This window comes from Arenimonas soli, assembly GCF_014643775.1.
Classification (GTDB): Bacteria; Pseudomonadota; Gammaproteobacteria; order Xanthomonadales; family Xanthomonadaceae; genus Arenimonas; species Arenimonas soli.
The window spans coordinates 168,149-186,804 of sequence record NZ_BMKC01000002.1 but is presented as its reverse complement, the minus strand read 5'-3'; the positions used below and the strand labels follow the sequence as shown (position 1 = coordinate 186,804).

The following is an 18,656-nucleotide window of genomic DNA, read 5'->3' as shown; positions in this document are numbered from 1 at the left end:
TGATTCGGGGTCCTTGACTCCCCCGTCGAAAGCCGCCACCCCCAGGCCTCAAACCAGCCCGCCCACCCGCCGTTGCTGCGCCGCCAGGAACGCCCGCAGGCTTGCGGGCTTCACCGGTTTTGTAAGCACCGGGATACCCAGGTCGCGTGCGGCGCGCTTGACGGTGTCGCTGCCATCGGCCGTCACCAGCACGGCGGGCGTGTGCGGGCCGCAGACGTCGCGCAGCGCGACCAGCGCGCCCAGGCCGTCGAGTTCGTCGTGCAGGTGGTAGTCGGCCACCAGCACGTCAGGCCGGGATTCGCGGGCCAGGGCCAAGGCCGAAGCAACGGTTTCCGCCACGCGCACGTCAACGCCCCAGCGGCCCAGCAGCGCCTCCATGCCGTCGAGGATCTCGCGGTCGTTGTCCAGGCACAGCACCTTCAGGCCGCTCAGGTCACCCGCCGGCGCGGCGGCCCGCGGCGGCTTGGCCGGCGCGGTGGTTTCCGCCAGCGGTACGCGGATGCCGAAGACGCTGCCGCGGCCGGGCCAGGACCGCACGGAAATCGGATGGTCGAGCATGCGCGACACGCGCTGGCAGATGCTCAGGCCCAGGCCCAGGCCGCGTTCGCCCCAGGGCGAGGGCTGGTCGAAGCGGCGGAACTCTTCGAAGATCTGCGCCAGGTGGTGCGGGGGGATGCCCGGGCCGCTGTCCCAGACCTCGATTTCGACCGCGCCCTGGCGCCGGCGTGCGCCGATGATCACCCGGCCGTCCTTGGTGTAACGCAACGCGTTGGCCACGAAGTTCTGCAGCGCGCGCCGCAGCAGGCGGCGGTCGCTGCGCACCGACAGCGGGCCAGCGTGCACGCGGAAGCCCAGGCCGCGCGACGTCGCCAGCGGCGCGTACTGGCCCGCGACGCTGGCGATCAACTCGTCGAGCCGGAACACCGACAGCTCCGGCTTCAGCGAACCCGCATCCAGACGGGAAATGTCCAGCAGCCCGTCCAGCAGCTCCTCGGCGTCGCGCAGCGACACGTCCACGCGTTCGGCCAGGCGCCGCTGCTCCCCGGCCTCGTCGGTGTCGCGCAGTGCGGAGGTGAACAGGCGCGCGGCGTTGATCGGCTGCAGCACGTCGTGGCTGATCGCGGCCAGGAAGCGGGTCTTGGATAGGTTCGCGGCCTCGGCTTCGCGGGTGCGCTGCTCGACGCGCTGTTCCAGGGTTTCGTTGGATTCGCGCAGGGCCTGTTCGGCGCGCTTGTAGTCGGTGATGTCGCTGTAGGTGGTCACGTAGCCGCCGCCGGGCAGCGGCTGGCCGCGCATCTCGATCACCTGCCCGTTGGCGCGCACGCGTTCGAACACGTAGGGCGTGCCTTCGCGCAGGTGGCCGACGCGCTTGTCCACCTGGGCTTCGATGTCGCCCGGGCCCATTTCGCCACGCTCGGCGTTGTAGCGGATCAGGTCCACCACCGGCCGGCCGACGTAAAGCATGCCGTCGGGGTAGCCGAACAGCTCCTGGTAGCGCCCGTTCCAGGCCACCAGGCGCAGGTCGCGGTCGACCACGCTGACCGCCTGCGACAGGTTTTCCAACGTCGCCGACAGGATCTCGCGGTTGAAGCGCAGTTCGTGGCTGGCTTCGTCGAGCAGGCTCATCACCTCGCCCAGCTCCATGCCCGAGCCGCGCAGCGCGGTGGTCAGGGTCAGTCGCGCCGAGGCCGCGCCGATGGCGCCGGCCAGCAGGCGTTCGGTGAACTGGATCAGCGGCCGGTCGGCGGGCGCCGAGGCGCTGATGTCGCGGCCCTGGGCGGCGGCATGTTCGGCGAAGGCGCGGCGCGCGGCGCGTTCGCCGACGATGCGCGTGGCCAGGGCCAGCAGGTCGCCGGCGCTGAGCGTCGCCGACCAGCTGCCGGGCGAAGCCAGCGGCCGCGCCGCATACGGGTCCAGGAAGGGCGTGGCCCGGATGCGTTCCTCCAGGCTGGGCCGGTAACGCGCCGACACCACCAGCAGCGCCAGCACGTTCACCAGCAGCGACCAGAAGGTGCCGTGGGTGATCGGGTCCCAGCCCCGCAGTCCGAACAGGCTTTCGGGCTGCAGCCAGGCAATGCCCAGTGGTCCCAGGTGCAGCCAGGCCGTGTCGAACCAGCCGGCGCGGGTCAGCGTGGGCAGCAGCAGGGTGTAGCCCCACAGCAGGAAGCCCGCGACCAGGCCGGCCACCACGCCGCGCCGGCTGGCGCCGCGCCAGTACAGGCCGCCGATCAGCGCCGGCGCGAACTGGCCGACGGCGGCGAAGGCGAGCAGGCCGAAGGCCGCCAGCGAACCCGATTCACCGGCTCCACGGTAATAAGCGTAGGCCAGCAGTGCGATGGCGACGATGGAGATGCGGCGCACCCACAGCACGCGCCGGCCCAGGTGCTGGCGCTGGCTGGGGTCGGTGAGGCTGCCGCGCCAGAGCAGCGGCATCACCAGGTCGTTGCTGACCATCGTCGCCAGCGCCACCGAAGAGACGATCACCATGCCGGTGGCGGCGGAAAAACCGCCCACGTACGCGGCCAGGGCCAGTGCCGTGTTGTCGAAGGCCATCGGCAGCGCCAGCACGTAGGTGTCGGGCGCCACGCCGGCGCCGGCGAACAGCGCCTGGCCCGCCGAGGTGATCGGCAGCACGAACACGCAGATCACCAGCAGGTAGGCGCTGAACAGCCAGCGCGCCCGGCGCACGTCGGCGACTTCGCCGCATTCCACCACCGCCACGTGGAACTGGCGCGGCAGGCAGACGATGGCCACGAAGGCCAGCAACGTCTGCGCAATGAAGCCCTGCGGGATGCCCGGCGCGACGAAATCGCGGGTGGCCGACTGGAAGCGCGACAGCAGGTCCTCGCTACCCGGCAGGTGCCCCAGTGCGAACACGCCGACGGCGGCAAACGCCACCAGCTTCACCAGCGATTCCAGCGCCACGGCCAGGATCATGCCGTGGTGGTGTTCGGTGGCGTCGATTTCGCGGGTGCCGAACAGGATGGCGAACAGCGCCAGCAGCAGCGCCGAATACAGCGCCGGGTCGGTCAGCACGCCGCCGGCGCCGTCCGAAGGCGCGCCCGACAGCACGTCGATGCTCATCGCCACCGCCTTGAACTGCAGGGCGATGTAGGGGATGGCGGCGATCACCGCGATCAGCGTGACCGTGGCGGCGATGTTCTGGGCGCGGCCGTAGCGCGCGGCCAGGAAGTCGGCGATGGACACCGTGCTTTGCTCGCGCGCCACCAGCACCAGGCGTTCGAGGATGCGCCAGCCGAACAGGAACAGCAGGATCGGCCCCAGGTAGATCGGCAGGAAGCCCAGGCCGGTGGTGGCGGCCGTGCCGACCGCACCGTAGAACGTCCACGACGAGCAATACACCGCCAGCGCCAGGGAATAGATGATCGGCCGCAGCCAGTTTCGGCGCGGGTACAGGGGTTTGCGGTCGCCCAGCCAGGCCACGCCGAACAGCAGCCCGACGTAACCCACCGACACCAGCAGCAGGATCCAGCCTGCGATCACGGCCCCTCCTTACCGTGAACCCGCGACCGGGCGAGTGTAGCGCCCGGGGGCTACTTCCGGCTTAGACCAAAGTAGTACGCTGCCACCGGCACATCGCTAGTCGCGGGAACCTGGAAATGAATGTCCTTTTTATGCAGATGGGCGTCCTGGGAACCCTTCTCGGGCTTTGCCTGCCTAGCGCCATCCTCGCTGCACCGGGCGTATCGCCTTGCGACGACCTGGCGGGTTGTGAAGCACAGCTGCGGGAAGCTGCAGCGACCTACAAGGAAGGCAAGGTCGGCGGCGTGCCCGACGGGCACTTCGCGATTGCGGAAACCTTTGCCGCCCTGGAGGGCGGCGTGCCGCGCCTGGTGGCGCTGCTGTCCCATCCGGACAAGCGCGTGGCGGAGCTGGCGGCGATCGGCCTGCGCCGTGCCGATTTCATCGACGAACGCCACCTGCCGGCATTGGTGGACGGGCTCGACCGCGACCTGGGCTGGCTGGCCCCCGCCTTGGCCGCGGTGCCCGGGGAGCGGGCTGCAGACGAGGCCGTCGCCAGGTACCTGGTCTCCGACAGCGCACCCGAGAACCAGGAGGGCTATGCCATCGAGAGACTGGGCGCGAGGGCCGTGCCGGCGCTGCTGCGCGCCGCCCGCTGTTCCCAGGGCTGCGACCGGGACACGAGGTACCGGCTTATCGGCATCTTCGGGAACGCCGGAGACGTGCTGTCCGACGCGGCGCCGACGCTGTTGGAAATGGCCGGCGACCCCTCAATGCCCGGCGATGCCGCCTCCCTGCAACTGGCGTTGATCGCGGAAATCGGCAGCGCGGCCCCCAGCATCGAAGAAGGACTGCTCGCCATTCGCGAGTCGAAACCTGAATTGAGGTGGGAAGCCGACACCGCCCTGGTGGGCATCGGGTCGCGGGCTTCGGGTCGGATTCTCGCGGAGCGGCTGCAGGATGGCCCGGACGAGCGCGTGCTCCGGGACATTGCGCAAGTAGGAGAAGCGGCCCGCGATGCCGCCCCGGCCTTGGTGGGACTGATCCCGCATGAAGACTCCCGAGCCAGAATCCTGGCGGTCAGTGCGCTGGGCGAGGTCGGCGGCGACGTCGCGATTGCGGCCTTGATCGCGGCGCTCAGGGACGAGCGTGACTTGCGACTGCCCTGGGTGGCCGCCAGGGCACTGGGGCGACTGCGTGCCCAAGCCGGTCGCGAGGCCCTGATTGAGCTGTCGACCACGCATTCGTTTCCGGTGATCCGAAACGTGGCCGCGCAGTCGCTCAAACAGCTGGAAAGCCCCGGCGAGACGCCCGAAGAGGACGAGGCCTTCGAGTCCATGGGCCTGTTTGCATTCGAGTATCCCGGGCTGGACCTGGGGGTCTGCGACCGTCCGGACGCCAGGAAGGTCAAACCGGCGCGTGGGAGCAAACTGACCTACGAATGGCATGAGAAGCAACTTGAATCACTGGCTTACGACGCAGTCGTACTGAGCTACGGTGCGGGCGACGAGGACGAACAGCGTGCCAAGGATCCCGAGGCAATTATCGAAGTGCATCCGGGCAATATGGTCGAGCACCGGACGCCGGTACGTGAAGTCCCGCACGTGGCGCTTCGGGTCGAAGACGGCTGGATCGTCGGGTCGAACCGGGGCGAGTGGGGCGGCGAAATCGCCTTCGTGCCCGACATAGGGAAGCCACGAATCTTCCTGAGCCAGAACGTCGTCGATCTTCATCGGCTGGGAGACCAGGTCGTCGCCGTGACCGGGATTGCCCATCTCTTCCTGAACGAAGGCGAGGTCTTCCGCATACAGCGGGATGCCAGCGGCGACTGGGAGGCGAAGGCCTGGCGCACCCTCCCCGGCGCTCCCAGGGATTCGTGGATCACCCGGGACGGGGCGCTCTGGATCGACGTCGTCGACGGCAGCCTGCTGCTGACGCCGGCGGGGCGGATGATCGCGCCGCCTTGCCGGGACTGATGTTCCGCGCGCTATGCCACCAAAGGCGTACTGACGCCATCAGCGCTTCATGTCACGCTGACGGCCATGGCCACGCCCGTGCCCGGACTGGACCTTGATTCCCCGCCCTTCGACCTGCTCGACGCGGGCCAGAAGCGCCGGCTGTCGGCCGCGGTGGACCTGGCCTACCACGCCGCCGGCAGCCGCATCATCGAGGCCGGTGAGCCGTCCGCGCACGTGCAGGTGATCCTCAAGGGCGAGGTGCAGGCCTTCGACGGCCGCGGCGCCGACCGCACGCGTTTCGCCGACTACGGGCCCGGCGACCTCTTCGGCGCCTTCGCGGTCATAGCCGGGCGCGCGCGGCATCGCTACGAGGCGGTGCAGGACACGGTCTGCTTCCTGGTGCCCGCCGACACCTTCCAGGCGCTGCTGGCCGACAACCCGCGCTTCGCCGCTTATTTCCACGAGGCCCTGTCGGTGAAGCGAAAGCTGCTGGCCGACCAGCAGCAGCCCAGCGAACTGGGCCGGCTGATGCTGACCCGCATCGCCGATGCGCAGCTGGCGCCGGTGCACGCGGTGCCGCCGGGCACCGGCATCGCCGCCGCGGCCGCCGCGCTGCGCGAACACCGCGTGGATTGCCTGCTGGTAGACCCCGCGGCGGGCGACGCCGGGCCGGGCATCGTCACCCGTACCGACCTGCTCGACGCGCTGGCCGTGCAGGGCCTGGACCGCGACACCGCGGTCGGCCCGCTCGCGAGCCGGCCGCTGCTGTTCGTGCGCGCCGACGAGGTGCTGTTCCAGGCCCTGGTGACCATGACCGAACACCACGTCGAACGCGTGATCGTGCGCGACGCCGACGGCAAGGCCATTGGCAGCCTCGGCCTGGCCGAAGTGCTGGCGCACTACGCCAGCAGTTCGCACCTGATCAGCCTGCGCCTGGCCCGCGCCGCCAGCGTGGAAGAAATCGCCGACGCCGCCCGCGGCATGACCGACCTGGTGCGCCAGCTGCACGCCCAGGGCGCGAAGATGAGCTACCTGATGGAAATGGTGAGCGCGCTCAACAGCCGCATCCTGGCGCGGGTGTTCGCGCTGTGCGTGCCGCCGGAGTTCCACGAAAACCTGTGCCTGCTGGTGCTGGGCAGCGAAGGCCGCCGCGAACAGATCCTCAAGACCGACCAGGACAACGCCCTGGTGCTGGCCGACGGCTTCGACTGCCCGGGGTTGCCCGACGCGATGCAGGCCTTCTCGGCCGCGCTCGAACACATCGGCTACCCGCCCTGCCCGGGCAAGGTGATGGTGAACAACCCGCATTGGCGGCTGGGCCAAAGCGCGTGGCGCGAACGCATCGGCGAATGGGCGCGCGTCGCCGACGGCCAGAGCGCGCTGGACCTGGCGATCACGCTCGACGCCCGGCCCGTCGCCGGCAATCCCGCACTTTACGAGTCCCTGCGCCCCGCGATGCAGGCCTTGGGACAGGACGCCATCGGCCTGAAGTACCTGGCCGAGGCGACGCTGAGCAAGGGCAACCCGCTGACATGGCTGGGCCAGGTGCGCGAAACCGACGGTCGCGCCGACCTCAAGCGCGGCGGCGTGTTCCCGCTGGTGCACGGCCTGCGCGTGCTGGCCCTGCGCCACGGCATCGGCCACCGCAACAGCTTCGACCGCTGCGCGTCGCTGGTGAAGGCCGGCGCGCTGTCGCCGGAGCTGGGCCGCGACGTGCCGCAGGCGCTGGCCGTACTGATGCGCCTGCGCCTGGGCCAGCAGCTGGCCGACATCGATGCCGGGCACCCGCCTTCGAACGGCGTCGACGTCGCCGCGCTGCGCCGGCTTGACCGCGAACTGCTGCGCGACGCCCTGCGCGTGGTCAATGCCTTCAAGGAACACGTGGCCGACGTGTTCCACCTGGGCGGCTAGGCCGTGAACCCGTTGCGCCGCTGGTGGCTGGGCCGTCGCCACGTTGGCGGTGACTGGGCGCCTGTGTTCGCTGCGCCGCCGAAAGACGAGTGGGTCTCGCTCGACCTCGAAACCACCGGCCTGGACCCGCGCAGCGACGCCATCCTCAGCCTGGCCGCGGTGCCGGTACGCGAAGGCCGGGTGCGGCTGGCCGAACGTTTCGAAACCCTGGTGCATCCCGGGCGGGCTTTCGACATCGAATCGATCCGCCACCACCGGCTGACGCCGGCCGACGTCGCCGGTGCGCCGCAGCTGCGCGACGTGTTGCCGGGATTCCTGCGTTGGCTCGGCCCGCGAACGCTGCTGGGCCACCACCTTGCCTTCGACCTGGCCATGCTCGATGGCCCGATGCGCGTGGTGATGGGTTTCCCGCTGCCCAACCGCCGCGCCGAGCTGGGCCAGGCCTGGCTGGACCACCGGCGCCTGGCCGACCCGCATGCACACGTGGACCTGTCGCTCGACGCCATCGCCGGCGCCCTGGGCATCCCGGTGATCGCGCGCCACACCGCGCTGGGCGACGCCAGCACCGTGGCCCTTTGCTGGCTGGCGCTGCAGCAGCGCGCGGACTGAGGCTCAGTCTTCGGCCAGCACCTTGCGCATGCGCCTGATGTCCCGGCGGTACTGGCCGGCGAGCCTGGTCTTCTGCGCTTCGCTGAGCAGCTTGCCCGAGACCTGGAAGAACTTCTTTTCCTCCTCGCGCAGGTGGTGGTGCACCTGGTGCGACAGGGCGCGGGCGGTGTTCATCCAGCCGCGGTCGGCCGGGCTGCCTTCCTGCAGTTTTTCCACCAGTTCGTCGATCTCGTGGTGCTCGTGCAGGGCGTGGCGGGAGGCGTCGAGGCCGCCGTCGTGCATCAGCAGCGGGGCATAGAGGTAACGTTCCTCGGACGCGGCGTGCGCGGCCAGCTCGATGCGCAGCTGGGTGAAGATTTCCTGGCGGTCGCCGCCGCGGGCGCTGGTGCGCAGCAGGCGGCGGCACAGCGAACGCTGGATTTCATGGCTTTCGCGCAGGGCTTCGTAGATGGTTTCGCTCATCGGATCGCTCCCGTGGGCCTGTCCGGAGTCTAGCCCCCGGCCCGGCGGGCGGGCGGTCCGGCGGCTGAATGGCCGTGGACACCCTCGCCGCCACGGGTCAAAATCAACGCATGCGCCTCACCGTCTCCGCCGAACGCAGCCTGCCCTGCACCCCCGAAGTCGCCTTCGAGCTGGCGACCAACCCCGACCGCTTCCCGGTCTTCTTCACCGGTTTTGGCCCGGTGCGTGGCATCAGCGGCATCCGCCTGCACTCCGAACTGGCGGTCGGCAGCCAGCGCCGCGTGCACCTGGTGGACGGCACCGTGCTGACCGAACGCGTGGTCGAACACGACCCGCCGGTGCGCCACGGCTACACGCTCAGCGGCTTCCGGCCGCCGATGGCCTGGCTGGTGTCGCAGGGCGAGGCCATGTGGAGCCTCGCCGGCCACGAGTTCGGCTGCCGGGTGCGCTGGGACTACGAATTCACCCTGGCCAAGCGCTGGCTGGCGCCGGTGGCCGTGGTGGTGCTGCACCTGTTCATGCGCCGCGCCATGCACCGCTGCCTGAAAAACATGGCCCGTTCGCTCGAAGCCCCGCTGGAAGCCGCGCCCTGATGGGCGAATGGCTGCTGCTGGCGCTGGCGCCGGTTTTCCTGGGGTTCGTCATCTGGGAAGCCTGGTACTGGCGGCGCCGGCAGCCGGCCATGTACAGCTGGCGCGACACGCTTTCCAACGCCGGCCTGGCGCTGATGCACCAGGCCGCCGATGCGCTGGCCTGGCTGGCGCTGATCGGGGTGTTCTGGTGGGTGCACCGGTTCCGCCTGTTCGAGGTCCCGGCCACATGGTGGACGATCGCGCTGCTCTTCGTGGCGCAGGATTTTTGCTACTACTGGTTCCACCGCGCCGCGCACCGCATCCGCTGGTGCTGGGCCTCGCACGTCACCCACCATTCGTCCGAGCGCCTGAACCTTTCCACCGCCTTCCGCCAGTCCATCACCTATCCGGTGTCGGGCATGTGGCTGTTCTGGCTGCCGCTGGCGCTGCTGGGGTTTTCACCCACGCACATCGTGCTGGTGGTGGCGATCAACCTGGCCTTCCAGTTTTTCGTGCACACCCAGGCAGTGGGCCGGCTGGGCTGGCTTGAATACATCTTCAACACGCCGTCGCACCACCGCGTGCACCACGCCAGCAATGCCCGCTACATCGACCGCAATTACGCCGGCGTGCTGATCATCTGGGACAAGCTCTTCGGCACCTTTAAACCCGAGGACGATGCCGAACCCTGCCGCTATGGGCTCGTGAAACCCGTGCGCAGCCACAACCCCCTGGTGCTGACCTTCCACGAGTGGGGCGACATGTTGCGCGACGCCTGGCGCGCGCGCGGCGTCGGGGCGCGTCTTGGCCAGCTGTTCGGGCCACCGGAGCGCGCGCAGTCACAGGCCGGGCACCCGCGCGGACCCTGAGCGCTCCGATTGATGCACATCAAGGGCATCGCCCCGCGGCAGGTCTAGGCTGGCGTCATTCCTTGCAGGAGTGACGGCCCATGCCCAAGGCCGCGAAAGCGCGCGCTGTGCCCCAGGGCCAGGGTCTGGGCGCCGATCTGCGTGCCTATGCGCTCGACCAGCTTGCCGGCGCCGCGGCACAGCTGGGGCGCGAAGGCGAAGCCCGTCACGACGGCGTGCACCAGGCGCGCAAGTCCCTGCGCCGCGCCCGCGCGGCGCTGGCCCTTGCCCCGCGCGCGCTGGGCGACAGGGGCCGTCGGCTTGACGCCGCGCTCGCCGCTGCCTGCCGGGGCATGGGCGCGCTGAGGGACGCCCAGGCCCTGCTCGAAGCCCTGCAGCGCCTGGCGCCCAGGCTTCCCACCGAATCGCGCGACACCCTGCCCGAAGCGATGTTGCTGGCGACCGCGCGGCGGGACGCGATGCTGGCCGCAGCCCTGGAACGTGATCCGGAGTTTGCGCGTCGCCGTGCACGCCTGAACGGCCTTGCCGCCAGGCTGGCGAAGCTGGACTGGGACTCCGTGCGTGAAAAAGATGTCGCCAAGGCGGTTGCGCGCAGCGAACGCCGGGTGGCCAAGGCGCGCCGGCGCGTGAAACGCCATCCCGAAGACGACGAACGCTGGCACGTGCTGCGTCGCCGCCTGCGCCGCCTTCGCCAGCACGACAGCCTGCTGCAGGCCGTCGCGCCGGCGTTCCGGCCGGCGGGTGGCGTGTCGGCCGACCAGGCCACGGCCCTGGGCGAAGCCCAGGACGACGCCCTGCTGCTGCGCCACTGCGCCCGCCGTTCGCCCTTCCCGCCTGCGATACGCCGGGCGATCCGCACGATTGCCCGCGAGCGCCTGGCGGCGGTGCGGACGGGACAGCCCCGGGATTGAGCCATGGCCGATATCCACCTTCGCCTGCAGTCGCTGGAGCAGCTCTACGACACCTTCGACCCGGCGCCCTTCCCCGACAAGGCCCTCGACCGGCGCGTGGAGGCGTACCTGGTCGAAAGTGCAGGCGAACACGGCCACGCGGAACCGGTCACGCTGGTGCTGCACGGAACGCCGCTTATCGAAAAAAGCCTGGGCGACATCGGCGACGCCATCCACGCGCATTTCGCCCTGGCTTCTGCCCAGGCTGAACGCCGGCATCGGCGGCGCAGCCGCGTCGGTCGCATCGCGATGTTGGCGGGCCTGGCCACCCTGGGCGGGGTCCTGGTGCTCAGGCACTGGCTGGCGATGGCTCCGCCGCCCTTGGGCGAGGTGCTGTCCGAAGGATTGCTGATCCTGGCCTGGGTGGCGCTGTGGCGACCTATCGAAACGATAGGCTTCGACTCCTGGGAGAGCCGCATCGAGCGCGGCATCCTGCGCAAACTGGCGCAGGCGCCGCTGCGCTGGCACGCCGACGCGTGCAAACCCATGCCCGCTAGCTGAACACCAGCGCCGCCGCCGGTCGCGCCGGGGCGGTGCCGGCTGGCACACTTGGACCCCTTTCGGCGCCGGTGACCTTGCCATGACAGACAGGAACCGCCTGAAGCTGCAGTGGGTGCTGTACACGGTGGTGCTGACCATCGTGGGCATCGCCATCGCCGCGAACTTCGACGTCCCGGAACGGCAGCTCGAGCGCAAGGTCGAACACCTGCATGGCGTCGGCAGCTCCCAGTTCCGCCGGGAAGTGGGCTCGATGCTGGGGCCGGCCGTGGTCAGCGGCAACCACGTCCAGGCCTTCAGCAATGGCGACGAGATTTTTCCGCCGATGCTCGAGGCCATCCGATCGGCCGAAAAGACCATCAACTTCGAGACTTATGTGTACTGGTCGGGCGAGGTGGGCCAGGAGTTCGCCGAGGCCTTCGCCGAGCGCGCCCGTGCCGGCGTGAAGGTCAACGTGATCGTGGATTGGGTCGGCGGCCTGAAGATGGACGCCGACCTGGTGTCGCTGATGGAAGACGCCGGCGTCCGGGTGGAACTGTACCGCCCGCTGAAGTGGTACAACATCAGCCGCCTGAACAACCGCACCCACCGCAAGCTGCTGGTCGTCGACGGCAAGCTGGGCTTCACCGGCGGCGTCGGCATCGCCGACGTCTGGTCCGGTGACGCCGAGGACCCCGAACACTGGCGGGACATGCATTTCAGCGTGCGTGGCCCGGTGGTGTCGCAGCTGCAGGCGGCGTTCAACGACAACTGGATCAAGTCCACCGGTGAAATCCTGCACGGCGAAACCTACTTCCCGCCGCAGTCCGGGGCCGGTGAAATGGATGCGCAGATGTTCATCAGCTCGCCCGTGGGCGGCGGCGCCACGATGCACCTGATGTACCTGATGGCCATTGCCGCGGCCGAGCAGAGCCTGGACATCCAGGCCTCGTATTTCGTGCCCGACGAACTGGCCCTGGAAGCCATGCTGGCGGCCATCGAGCGCGGCGTGAAGGTGCGCGTGCTGGTGCCTGGCGAGCACATGGATTCCAACACCGTGGCCATCGCTTCCAAGAAGTTGTGGGGCCCGCTGCTGGAGGCGGGCGCCGAGGTCTACGAATACAAGCCGACGATGATGCACGTGAAGATGATGATCGTGGACAACTACATGGTGTCGGTGGGGTCGACCAATTTCGACGAGCGCAGCTTCCACCTCAACGACGAAGCCAGCCTCAATATTTACGACCGTGATTTCGCCCTGGCCATGACCGAGGTCTTCGAGCGCGACATGCGCGACTGCGAAATCTACGACCACCGGAAATGGAGCGAACGCCCCTGGACCGAGAAGTTCATGGAAGCGGCGATCATCCCGCTGCGCTCCCAGCTGTGAAGCCCGACCTGCGCTGGCTGCTGCCGACCACGCTGGCGGCGCTGGCCGCCGGGGCCGGCGCACTTGCGCAGGAAACGCCGGCCGGCGCGCCGGCGGTGCAGCTTGAACCCCTGGTGGTGACCGCCACGCGCCAGCCGCTGCCGCGGCTGCAGGTGCCGGCGGCGATCAGCGTGCTCGACGCCGACGATCTGCGCGGTGGCCGCGCGGCACTTACCCTGGCCGAGTCGCTGCCGCGCATCCCGGGCGTGGTGGTGCGCGAGCGCCAGAACCAGGCCCAGGACGTGCAGCTGTCGATCCGTGGCTTCGGTGCGCGCGCGAGTTTCGGCGTGCGCGGCGTGCGCCTCTACGCCGACGGCATCCCGGCGACGATGCCCGACGGCCAGGGCCAGGTGTCCCATTTCCTGCTGCCCGCCGCCGAACGCATCGAAGTGCTGCGGGGCCCGTTTTCGGTGCTGTACGGCAACTCCAGCGGCGGCGTGGTATCGGTTTTCAGTCAAGCGCCGCCAGCGGTGGCCGAAGCCGGCGCCGAAGGCCTGGTCGGCTCCGACGGCCTTTGGCGCGCTTCGGCGTCCTGGCGCGGGCCGGTGGCCGAACGCGCCGGGCTGCGCCTGGACGTGCAGCGGGCGGCCGCCGACGGCTTTCGCCGGCATTCGGCCTGGCGCCGCGACGGCGCACAGCTGCAGCTGCGCGGGGAGACCCCAGGCGGCGGGCAGTGGACGCTGCTGGGTAACCATCTCGACCTGGCCGCCGACGACCCGCAGGGCCTGAGCGCGGCCCAGCTCGCCGGCGACCGCCGCGCTTCAAGCCAGGGCGCGCTGCTGTTCGACACCCGCAAGACCGTGTCGCAGCAGCAACTGGGCGCCCGTTTCGTGCAGCCGGTGGGCGCGGGCCACGAATTGGCCGTGGTGGCCTATACCGGCCGCCGCCAGACCTTCCAGGTGCTGTCGATCCCGGTCTTCGCGCAGGCCAGCCCGTCCTCGGGCGGCGGCGTGATCGACCTGGACCGCGACTACCGGGGTTTCGATGCCCGCTGGCGCTGGCAGGCCACGGACGCGCTGTCGCTGGTGCTGGGCGCCAGCCAGGAACGTGCGGATGAAACCCGCCTGGGTTTCGAAAACTTCATCGGCAGCCGGCTTGGCGTGGTCGGCGCCTTGCGCCGCGACGAAGACAACGCCGTGCGCAGCGACGATGTTTACCTGCAGGTGGACTGGCAGCCGGCCGGGCGCTGGCGCTTCAACGGCGGCCTGCGAAGCAGCCGGGTGCGCTTTGACTCGCTCGACCGCTACGTGCGCGCCGGCAATCCCGACGACAGCGGCACGCGCCGCTATTCGCGGCTGTCGCCGGTGCTGGGCGTGCTCTACCGGGCCAGCGAACGGACCAGTGTCTACGCCAACGCCGGTCGCGGCTTCGAGACCCCGACCTTCGCCGAACTGGCGTACCGCAGCGACGGCGCCAGCGGCCTGAACGACCTGGCGCCGGCGCTCAGCCGGCACCTGGAGCTGGGCCTGCGCTGGCAGCAGGACCGCTGGCAGGGCGACCTGGCGCTGTTCCAGGCCACCACCACCGACGAACTGGTGGTGGCGGGCAGCCAGGGCGGGCGCACGGTGTTCGACAACGCCGGCCTGACCCGTCGCCGCGGCGCCGAACTGTCGCTGGCGATGGCGCTGGCGCCGGACTGGTCGCTGGCCGCCAGCGCCACCTGGCTCGACGCGCGCTACCGGCGCGACGTGCCGGCCTGCGATACGCCACCCTGCGCCGGTGGCCTGCGCATCGAGGCCGGCCGGCGCCTGCCCGGCATCGCCACGCGCACGGCCTGGGCCGAACTGCGCTGGCAGGCAGGCGAGCGCACCGACCTGTGGCTCGAGGCCCGCGCCAGCAGCCGCTTCTACGCCAACGACGCCAACGCCGCCGCCGCGCCCGGCCACGCCGTGCTGGGCCTGGGCGCCGAGCAGCGTTTCGGCGACGGCCGCTGGACGGCCTGGGTGCGCGTCGACAACCTGATGGATCGCCAGGTCATCGGCTCGGTGATCGTCAACGAAGGCAACGGCCGCTACTACGAGCCGGCGCCGGGGCGGACCTTCATGCTCGGCCTGCGCCTGGAGTCACCGCTGCAATAAAAAAACCCGCCACGAGGGCGGGTTTTTCCGGAAGCGATCGAAGCCGCGAGGCTTACTTGATCTTGCCTTCCTTGTACATCACGTGCTTGCGGACGACGGGATCGTACTTCTTGATCTCCATCTTGTTCGGGGTGGTCTTCTTGTTCTTGTCGGTCGTGTAGAAATGACCGGTGCCGGCAGAAGACGTCAGGCGGATCTTGTCGCGCTTGGATGCCATTTTTCAGTCCTCCTCAGATCTTTTCGCCGCGGGCGCGCATCTGGGCCAGGACGGCGTCGATGCCGTTCTTGTCGATGGTGCGCAGGGCGTTCATGGAAACACGCAGTTTGATCCAACGGTTTTCCGAGGCGACCCAGAAGCGGCGCTCGTGCAGGTTGGGAAGGAAACGGCGGCGGGTACGGTTGTTGGCGTGCGAGACGTTGTTGCCGCTCTGCACACCCTTGCCGGTAACTTGGCAAACTCGGCTCATGGTGCAACTCCTGGGTTCGGACTGGCCGCCCATAGCCCGGGCGGCGGCGGCCCCGCGCGGCGGGCCGGAGGGCCTGCAGGCGCGTGCGATGCGGGATACAGCGAACGCTCCGCCAGGGGCCGGGATCGCACTACCGGGGCCAGGGCTTGGGGGCAGATGCGGAGCGAGCCGCGCATTATGCCCGCAGCAAGGCCCGGGGGCAATACTTATCCACAGGGGGGTAGTGTCTCAGTTTGAAATTGGCGTTGCTTGAGCGGTCAGGTAGCGTCGATATACTGCGGTATATGAACAAGCCAAAGCGACCCCGCGACCCGAACCAGCTTGCCAAGCTGATCGTAGACATCGCCACGGGCGAGACCCAGGACGAAAAGCCGGACACCGGGAAAGACCCGGCGGCGGTGGCCCTTGGGCGCAAGGGAGGACTGAAAGGTGGGGCGGCACGCGCTAAGAAGTTAACTGCCGAAGAACGATCAAAGATCGCTAAGAATGCAGCTAAAGCCCGATGGTCTAAGAACGATAAAAGTTCATCCTAGGTGCGCTTGAACTGAATGACGTTGTCCCCCTGGGGCTTGAGTTTGGGGCCATCACCTTCGTCATGGAAGAACCCCGGCTCAACGCCAATTAGTTCTGCTATATCAGACGGGCGTAGCGACAGGTCATCGATGATCTGTTCTCGCGTCTTAAGCCGATTCTTAATTAGAGACTCTGCGGCCTTTGCGAACATTTTTGGTTGCTCGCAAGGGATGTCGTCCAAGGGCTCCGATTGGCGCCAGCCCCGGCGACTCAGGTTTATCCAAAGCCGCTTTGCGCTCTCTTCGTCAAGCATGTCCAGTTGGGAAGCTCTAGAAATCATGGCGGCAATTGAAATTTTCCATGTGGGCTTCAACGACCGAAAGCTGTCTAGGCTAAGACCCCATATTTCACGCTGAAAACTCTTGGCTGGGAACAAAAAGGCACCAGCAAAGTGATGTGCCTGATTCTCAATAACCTTGAAATCAGCAGCCCGGCTCAATTCCTTCTGCTTGACCTTGCGGTGCAGAACCAAATGACCAAGCTCGTGCGCGCAATCAAATCTAGAGCGCACAAGACATTCCTTGTCACTGCTCAAAAAAACGTAGGGTCGTTCGCCGTCGTACTCAGAAAATGCGTCCAGCGTTTCTGCACCAAGCGTACTTCTGGAAACGAAGATGCCGTTAGCCTCCATCGTTCGAATCACGTCGGCAATTGGCTCCAGACCAAGGCGCCAATGGGATCGCAGTTGCTCCGCAGCACTTTCAATGTGTGCCCGCGTAAGCTGCCGAAAATCATCGGGGAGGCCTAGGTCAGGCACATCGGGTGCATGGAAATCAAAAAACTGCTCAAAGTAGACGACGATTTCCTTGAACCATTCAAGCCGGCGCCCTGCCCTGGTGCGTGCTTGTTTAGTCGCGCTGCTCATTGATCGGTAGAACAGCCTATGCTGCTCAACCGGAGCAATAGTCTCAGCGCGAAGAAAATAGGTTCGCGGCAGGTTCAATCGCTTCGACAGCATGTCGAACGTCTCGGGCCGCGGCGTGTGCTGACCCTTCTCGTATTGAGAAATTGCTGCTGTGCTGACGCCGACAAGGTCGGCAAGGGCTACCAAAGAGAGGCCCCGGGCCTCCCTAGCCTGCCGAAGCCTGCCAGCTACAAATCCGGTGATGCCTACGGTCACGCCTTCTCCTCCGCATCACCGTCGGCCTCGAACTGCGGCTTGAGCTTCGGTTCCACCTGCTGGATCTGTGCTCGATCGTCATCAGCCTTCTGATAGCGCTGCTGCTGGTAGTCCCTGATGTCCGCCAGGTCTATGGGTTGCTGCGCCCACTTTTCCATATCCATAGCGGGGAAGCCGAAGCAGCAGTACCCCAAGGTGCCGGGGTTCTTGGTGCTCGGACCATGAGTCACTATGCAATAGAGCGAGGCCTCCTGGGGCGCGCTCTGAACGGGGAAAAGTTGCCCCTGGTCAATATGCTCGTTGATGTCCGAATACTGCCCTCGGAAGCTGCAGGCACGTGGGACCACATAGCGGCCGCTCGTTTTGGAGCAAGTGAGAAGCAGTCTACCCACGCGGACCAAGTTGTACTTGGCAGCACCTGAAGCCACTTGCTCGCTGACTGCCTTTAGTCCGCTATCAAGGGCCACCTCCAACATCTTTCGCTCGAAAAGGGCGCGCCGATAGTGTGGTTCAAGGTAGGCCCGTTCAGCTTCTCCAAGCATGGTGTTGTTCTTGATCGTGTCGTGGGCCTCCTTGTAGACCCACTCCGCGGCAGACAGCAGTCGGGTGACAAAAGCAGGCGGAACATCCGTAACCAGGATTTCGCGGAGCGAGTCGTTCACTTGAAGATCCTTGTGATTTCAGCGTGATGGTGATTTCATCGTAATCCATTAAGTGTTGCGCTTCAACCTGCACCTGTACACGAACCGTAGTGCACATTTCACTTGACTTGTTTAAGCGGTCATGCATAATGTTCAGTATGAACCGGATGCCTCTAGCCAAACGCGCCCAGATCCTCGGATTCCTCGTTGAGGGCATGAGCCTGCGGGCTGCCTCTAGGCTGGCTGACTGCTCCATCAATACCGTCACTAAGCTCCTGGTGGACGTGGGCATGGCTTGTGCCGAATACCAGGACAGGGAGCTGCGGAACCTCTCCTGCCAGCGCGTTCAATGCGATGAGGTCTGGAGCTTCGTGGGATGCAAGCAGCGCAATCTCCCGGCCGAGCGCAAGGCCGAGTCGGGCGTTGGCGACGTTTGGACTTGGACCGCTATTGACGCGGATTCAAAGCTTGTCCTGTCCTGGCTTGTAGGCGACCGAGACAAAGAGGCTGCCACGATGTTCGTCAGCGACCTCGCATCGCGACTGTCGAACCGCATTCAGCTCACCACAGACGGCTACCGAATCTATCTTGAGGCCGTCAACTCCGGCTTCGATGTTCCCGTGGACTACGGAATGCTGGTCAAGCACTACAGCGAAGGGCAACAAGGGCCCGAGCGCAAGTACAGCCCAAGCAAGTTCGTATCTGCTGAGCGCCGCAAGGTCATGGGGAAGCCCGACAAGGCCCACATCTCAACCAGCTATGTAGAGCGGCAGAACCTGACGATGCGAATGTCCGTTCGCCGGTTTACTCGACTAACCAATGGCTTCTCAAAGAAGGCAGAGAACCACGCTCACGCGGTGGCGTTGCACTTCATGTACTACAACTTCGGCCGCATCCATAAGACGCTGCGCGTCACGCCGGCCATGGAAGCGGGCGTAGCGTCACATGTCTGGAGACTGGAGGAAATCGCGGCGCTGGTGCCGGAGCCGGTCGCCAAGAAGCGCGGCCCGTACAAGAAAAAGCCCCGCTAGGCGGGGCTTTTTCTATTCAGTGGCCT

17 protein-coding genes are annotated in these 18,656 nt (G+C 67.5%); 11 read left to right on the top strand and 6 right to left on the bottom strand.

Annotated features, from left to right (window positions below; translation table 11 throughout):
- Positions 1 to 48 precede the first annotated feature (48 nt).
- The gene (locus IEX13_RS08990; protein ID WP_188663371.1) at positions 49 to 3,504 is read right to left on the bottom strand and encodes a hybrid sensor histidine kinase/response regulator; all 3,456 of its coding nucleotides are present in this window, start codon (positions 3,502 to 3,504) and stop codon (positions 49 to 51) included.
- 116 nt (positions 3,505 to 3,620) lie between these two features.
- On the opposite strand from IEX13_RS08990, the gene IEX13_RS08985 reads away from it, so the two are divergent.
- From IEX13_RS08985 to IEX13_RS08975, 3 genes are all read left to right on the top strand, one after another.
- A complete protein-coding gene (locus IEX13_RS08985) occupies positions 3,621 to 5,459 on the top strand; it encodes a HEAT repeat domain-containing protein (RefSeq protein WP_188663368.1) in 1,839 nt (612 codons plus the stop codon).
- Between the two features lie 66 nt (positions 5,460 to 5,525).
- Positions 5,526 to 7,352, top strand: a complete 1,827-nt coding sequence (locus tag IEX13_RS08980) for a DUF294 nucleotidyltransferase-like domain-containing protein (protein WP_188663367.1) — start codon at positions 5,526 to 5,528, stop codon at positions 7,350 to 7,352.
- A 3-nt stretch (positions 7,353 to 7,355) separates the two neighbouring features.
- A complete protein-coding gene (locus IEX13_RS08975; protein ID WP_188663365.1) occupies positions 7,356 to 7,961 on the top strand; it encodes an exonuclease domain-containing protein in 606 nt (201 codons plus the stop codon).
- A 3-nt stretch (positions 7,962 to 7,964) separates the two neighbouring features.
- Here the strand turns inward: IEX13_RS08975 and IEX13_RS08970 are convergent, their stop codons facing one another.
- Positions 7,965 to 8,423, bottom strand: a complete 459-nt coding sequence (locus IEX13_RS08970) for a hemerythrin domain-containing protein (protein ID WP_188663363.1) — start codon at positions 8,421 to 8,423, stop codon at positions 7,965 to 7,967.
- A 110-nt stretch (positions 8,424 to 8,533) separates the two neighbouring features.
- Here IEX13_RS08970 and IEX13_RS08965 point away from each other — a divergent pair, with 110 nt between their 5' ends.
- The 6 genes from IEX13_RS08965 (at position 8,534) to IEX13_RS08940 (ending at position 14,798) form a co-directional block, all read left to right on the top strand.
- The gene (locus IEX13_RS08965) at positions 8,534 to 9,016 is read left to right on the top strand and encodes an SRPBCC family protein (protein WP_188663361.1); all 483 of its coding nucleotides are present in this window, start codon (positions 8,534 to 8,536) and stop codon (positions 9,014 to 9,016) included.
- Entirely contained in the window at positions 9,016 to 9,864 is an 849-nt protein-coding gene (locus IEX13_RS08960; protein WP_188663359.1) for a sterol desaturase family protein, read from the top strand. Before IEX13_RS08965 ends, IEX13_RS08960 begins: the two co-directional genes overlap by 1 nt.
- Before the next feature lie 80 nt (positions 9,865 to 9,944).
- On the top strand, positions 9,945 to 10,775 hold the full coding sequence (locus IEX13_RS08955; RefSeq protein ID WP_188663357.1) for a CHAD domain-containing protein: 831 nt from the start codon (positions 9,945 to 9,947) through the stop codon (positions 10,773 to 10,775).
- Positions 10,776 to 10,778: 3 nt separating this feature from the next.
- A complete protein-coding gene (locus tag IEX13_RS08950; protein ID WP_188663355.1) occupies positions 10,779 to 11,315 on the top strand; it encodes a hypothetical protein in 537 nt (178 codons plus the stop codon).
- 103 nt (positions 11,316 to 11,418) lie between these two features.
- Positions 11,419 to 12,681 carry a phospholipase D-like domain-containing protein gene (locus tag IEX13_RS08945; protein WP_188663987.1) on the top strand — a complete coding sequence of 421 codons (1,263 nt, stop codon included), beginning with the start codon at positions 11,419 to 11,421 and terminating at the stop codon, positions 12,679 to 12,681.
- Entirely contained in the window at positions 12,678 to 14,798 is a 2,121-nt protein-coding gene (locus IEX13_RS08940) for a TonB-dependent receptor family protein (RefSeq protein WP_229668507.1), read from the top strand. The genes IEX13_RS08945 and IEX13_RS08940 overlap by 4 nt, the downstream gene beginning before the upstream one ends.
- Before the next feature lie 52 nt (positions 14,799 to 14,850).
- On the opposite strand, the gene rpmG is transcribed toward IEX13_RS08940, so the two are convergent.
- Together rpmG and rpmB are read right to left on the bottom strand one after the other, a co-directional pair.
- Positions 14,851 to 15,015: a 50S ribosomal protein L33 gene (gene rpmG / locus IEX13_RS08935; RefSeq protein ID WP_034224346.1), complete on the bottom strand. Its 165-nt coding sequence runs from the start codon at positions 15,013 to 15,015 to the stop codon at positions 14,851 to 14,853.
- Between the two features lie 13 nt (positions 15,016 to 15,028).
- Positions 15,029 to 15,265: a 50S ribosomal protein L28 gene (gene rpmB / locus IEX13_RS08930; RefSeq protein ID WP_188663351.1), complete on the bottom strand. Its 237-nt coding sequence runs from the start codon at positions 15,263 to 15,265 to the stop codon at positions 15,029 to 15,031.
- A 284-nt stretch (positions 15,266 to 15,549) separates the two neighbouring features.
- Here rpmB and IEX13_RS08925 point away from each other — a divergent pair, with 284 nt between their 5' ends.
- Positions 15,550 to 15,798, top strand: coding sequence for a histone H1 (locus tag IEX13_RS08925; RefSeq protein ID WP_188663349.1), 249 nt, complete (start codon positions 15,550 to 15,552; stop codon positions 15,796 to 15,798).
- Here IEX13_RS08925 and IEX13_RS08920 read toward each other — a convergent pair.
- Positions 15,795 to 16,958 carry a helix-turn-helix domain-containing protein gene (locus IEX13_RS08920; RefSeq protein WP_188663347.1) on the bottom strand — a complete coding sequence of 388 codons (1,164 nt, stop codon included), beginning with the start codon at positions 16,956 to 16,958 and terminating at the stop codon, positions 15,795 to 15,797. The two genes, IEX13_RS08925 and IEX13_RS08920, sit on opposite strands and share 4 nt — an antisense overlap.
- On the bottom strand, positions 16,955 to 17,620 hold the full coding sequence (locus tag IEX13_RS08915) for a hypothetical protein (RefSeq protein WP_188663345.1): 666 nt from the start codon (positions 17,618 to 17,620) through the stop codon (positions 16,955 to 16,957). The genes IEX13_RS08920 and IEX13_RS08915 overlap by 4 nt, the downstream gene beginning before the upstream one ends.
- A gap of 137 nt (positions 17,621 to 17,757) precedes the next feature.
- On the opposite strand from IEX13_RS08915, the gene IEX13_RS08910 reads away from it, so the two are divergent.
- Positions 17,758 to 18,630, top strand: coding sequence for a DDE-type integrase/transposase/recombinase (locus IEX13_RS08910; RefSeq protein WP_188663344.1), 873 nt, complete (start codon positions 17,758 to 17,760; stop codon positions 18,628 to 18,630).
- The last annotated feature ends 26 nt before the right edge of the window (positions 18,631 to 18,656 follow it).

Coding starts and splice junctions, on each gene's coding strand:
- IEX13_RS08985 (WP_188663368.1), top strand. CDS start 3,621: ATGAATGTCCTTTTTATGCAGATGGGCGTCCTGGGAACCCTTCTCGGG.
- IEX13_RS08980 (WP_188663367.1), top strand. CDS start 5,526: ATGGCCACGCCCGTGCCCGGACTGGACCTTGATTCCCCGCCCTTCGAC.
- IEX13_RS08970 (WP_188663363.1), bottom strand. CDS start 8,423: ATGAGCGAAACCATCTACGAAGCCCTGCGCGAAAGCCATGAAATCCAG.
- IEX13_RS08965 (WP_188663361.1), top strand. CDS start 8,534: ATGCGCCTCACCGTCTCCGCCGAACGCAGCCTGCCCTGCACCCCCGAA.
- IEX13_RS08960 (WP_188663359.1), top strand. CDS start 9,016: ATGGGCGAATGGCTGCTGCTGGCGCTGGCGCCGGTTTTCCTGGGGTTC.
- IEX13_RS08955 (WP_188663357.1), top strand. CDS start 9,945: ATGCCCAAGGCCGCGAAAGCGCGCGCTGTGCCCCAGGGCCAGGGTCTG.
- IEX13_RS08950 (WP_188663355.1), top strand. CDS start 10,779: ATGGCCGATATCCACCTTCGCCTGCAGTCGCTGGAGCAGCTCTACGAC.
- rpmG (WP_034224346.1), bottom strand. CDS start 15,015: ATGGCATCCAAGCGCGACAAGATCCGCCTGACGTCTTCTGCCGGCACC.
- rpmB (WP_188663351.1), bottom strand. CDS start 15,265: ATGAGCCGAGTTTGCCAAGTTACCGGCAAGGGTGTGCAGAGCGGCAAC.
- IEX13_RS08925 (WP_188663349.1), top strand. CDS start 15,550: ATGAACAAGCCAAAGCGACCCCGCGACCCGAACCAGCTTGCCAAGCTG.
- IEX13_RS08910 (WP_188663344.1), top strand. CDS start 17,758: ATGAACCGGATGCCTCTAGCCAAACGCGCCCAGATCCTCGGATTCCTC.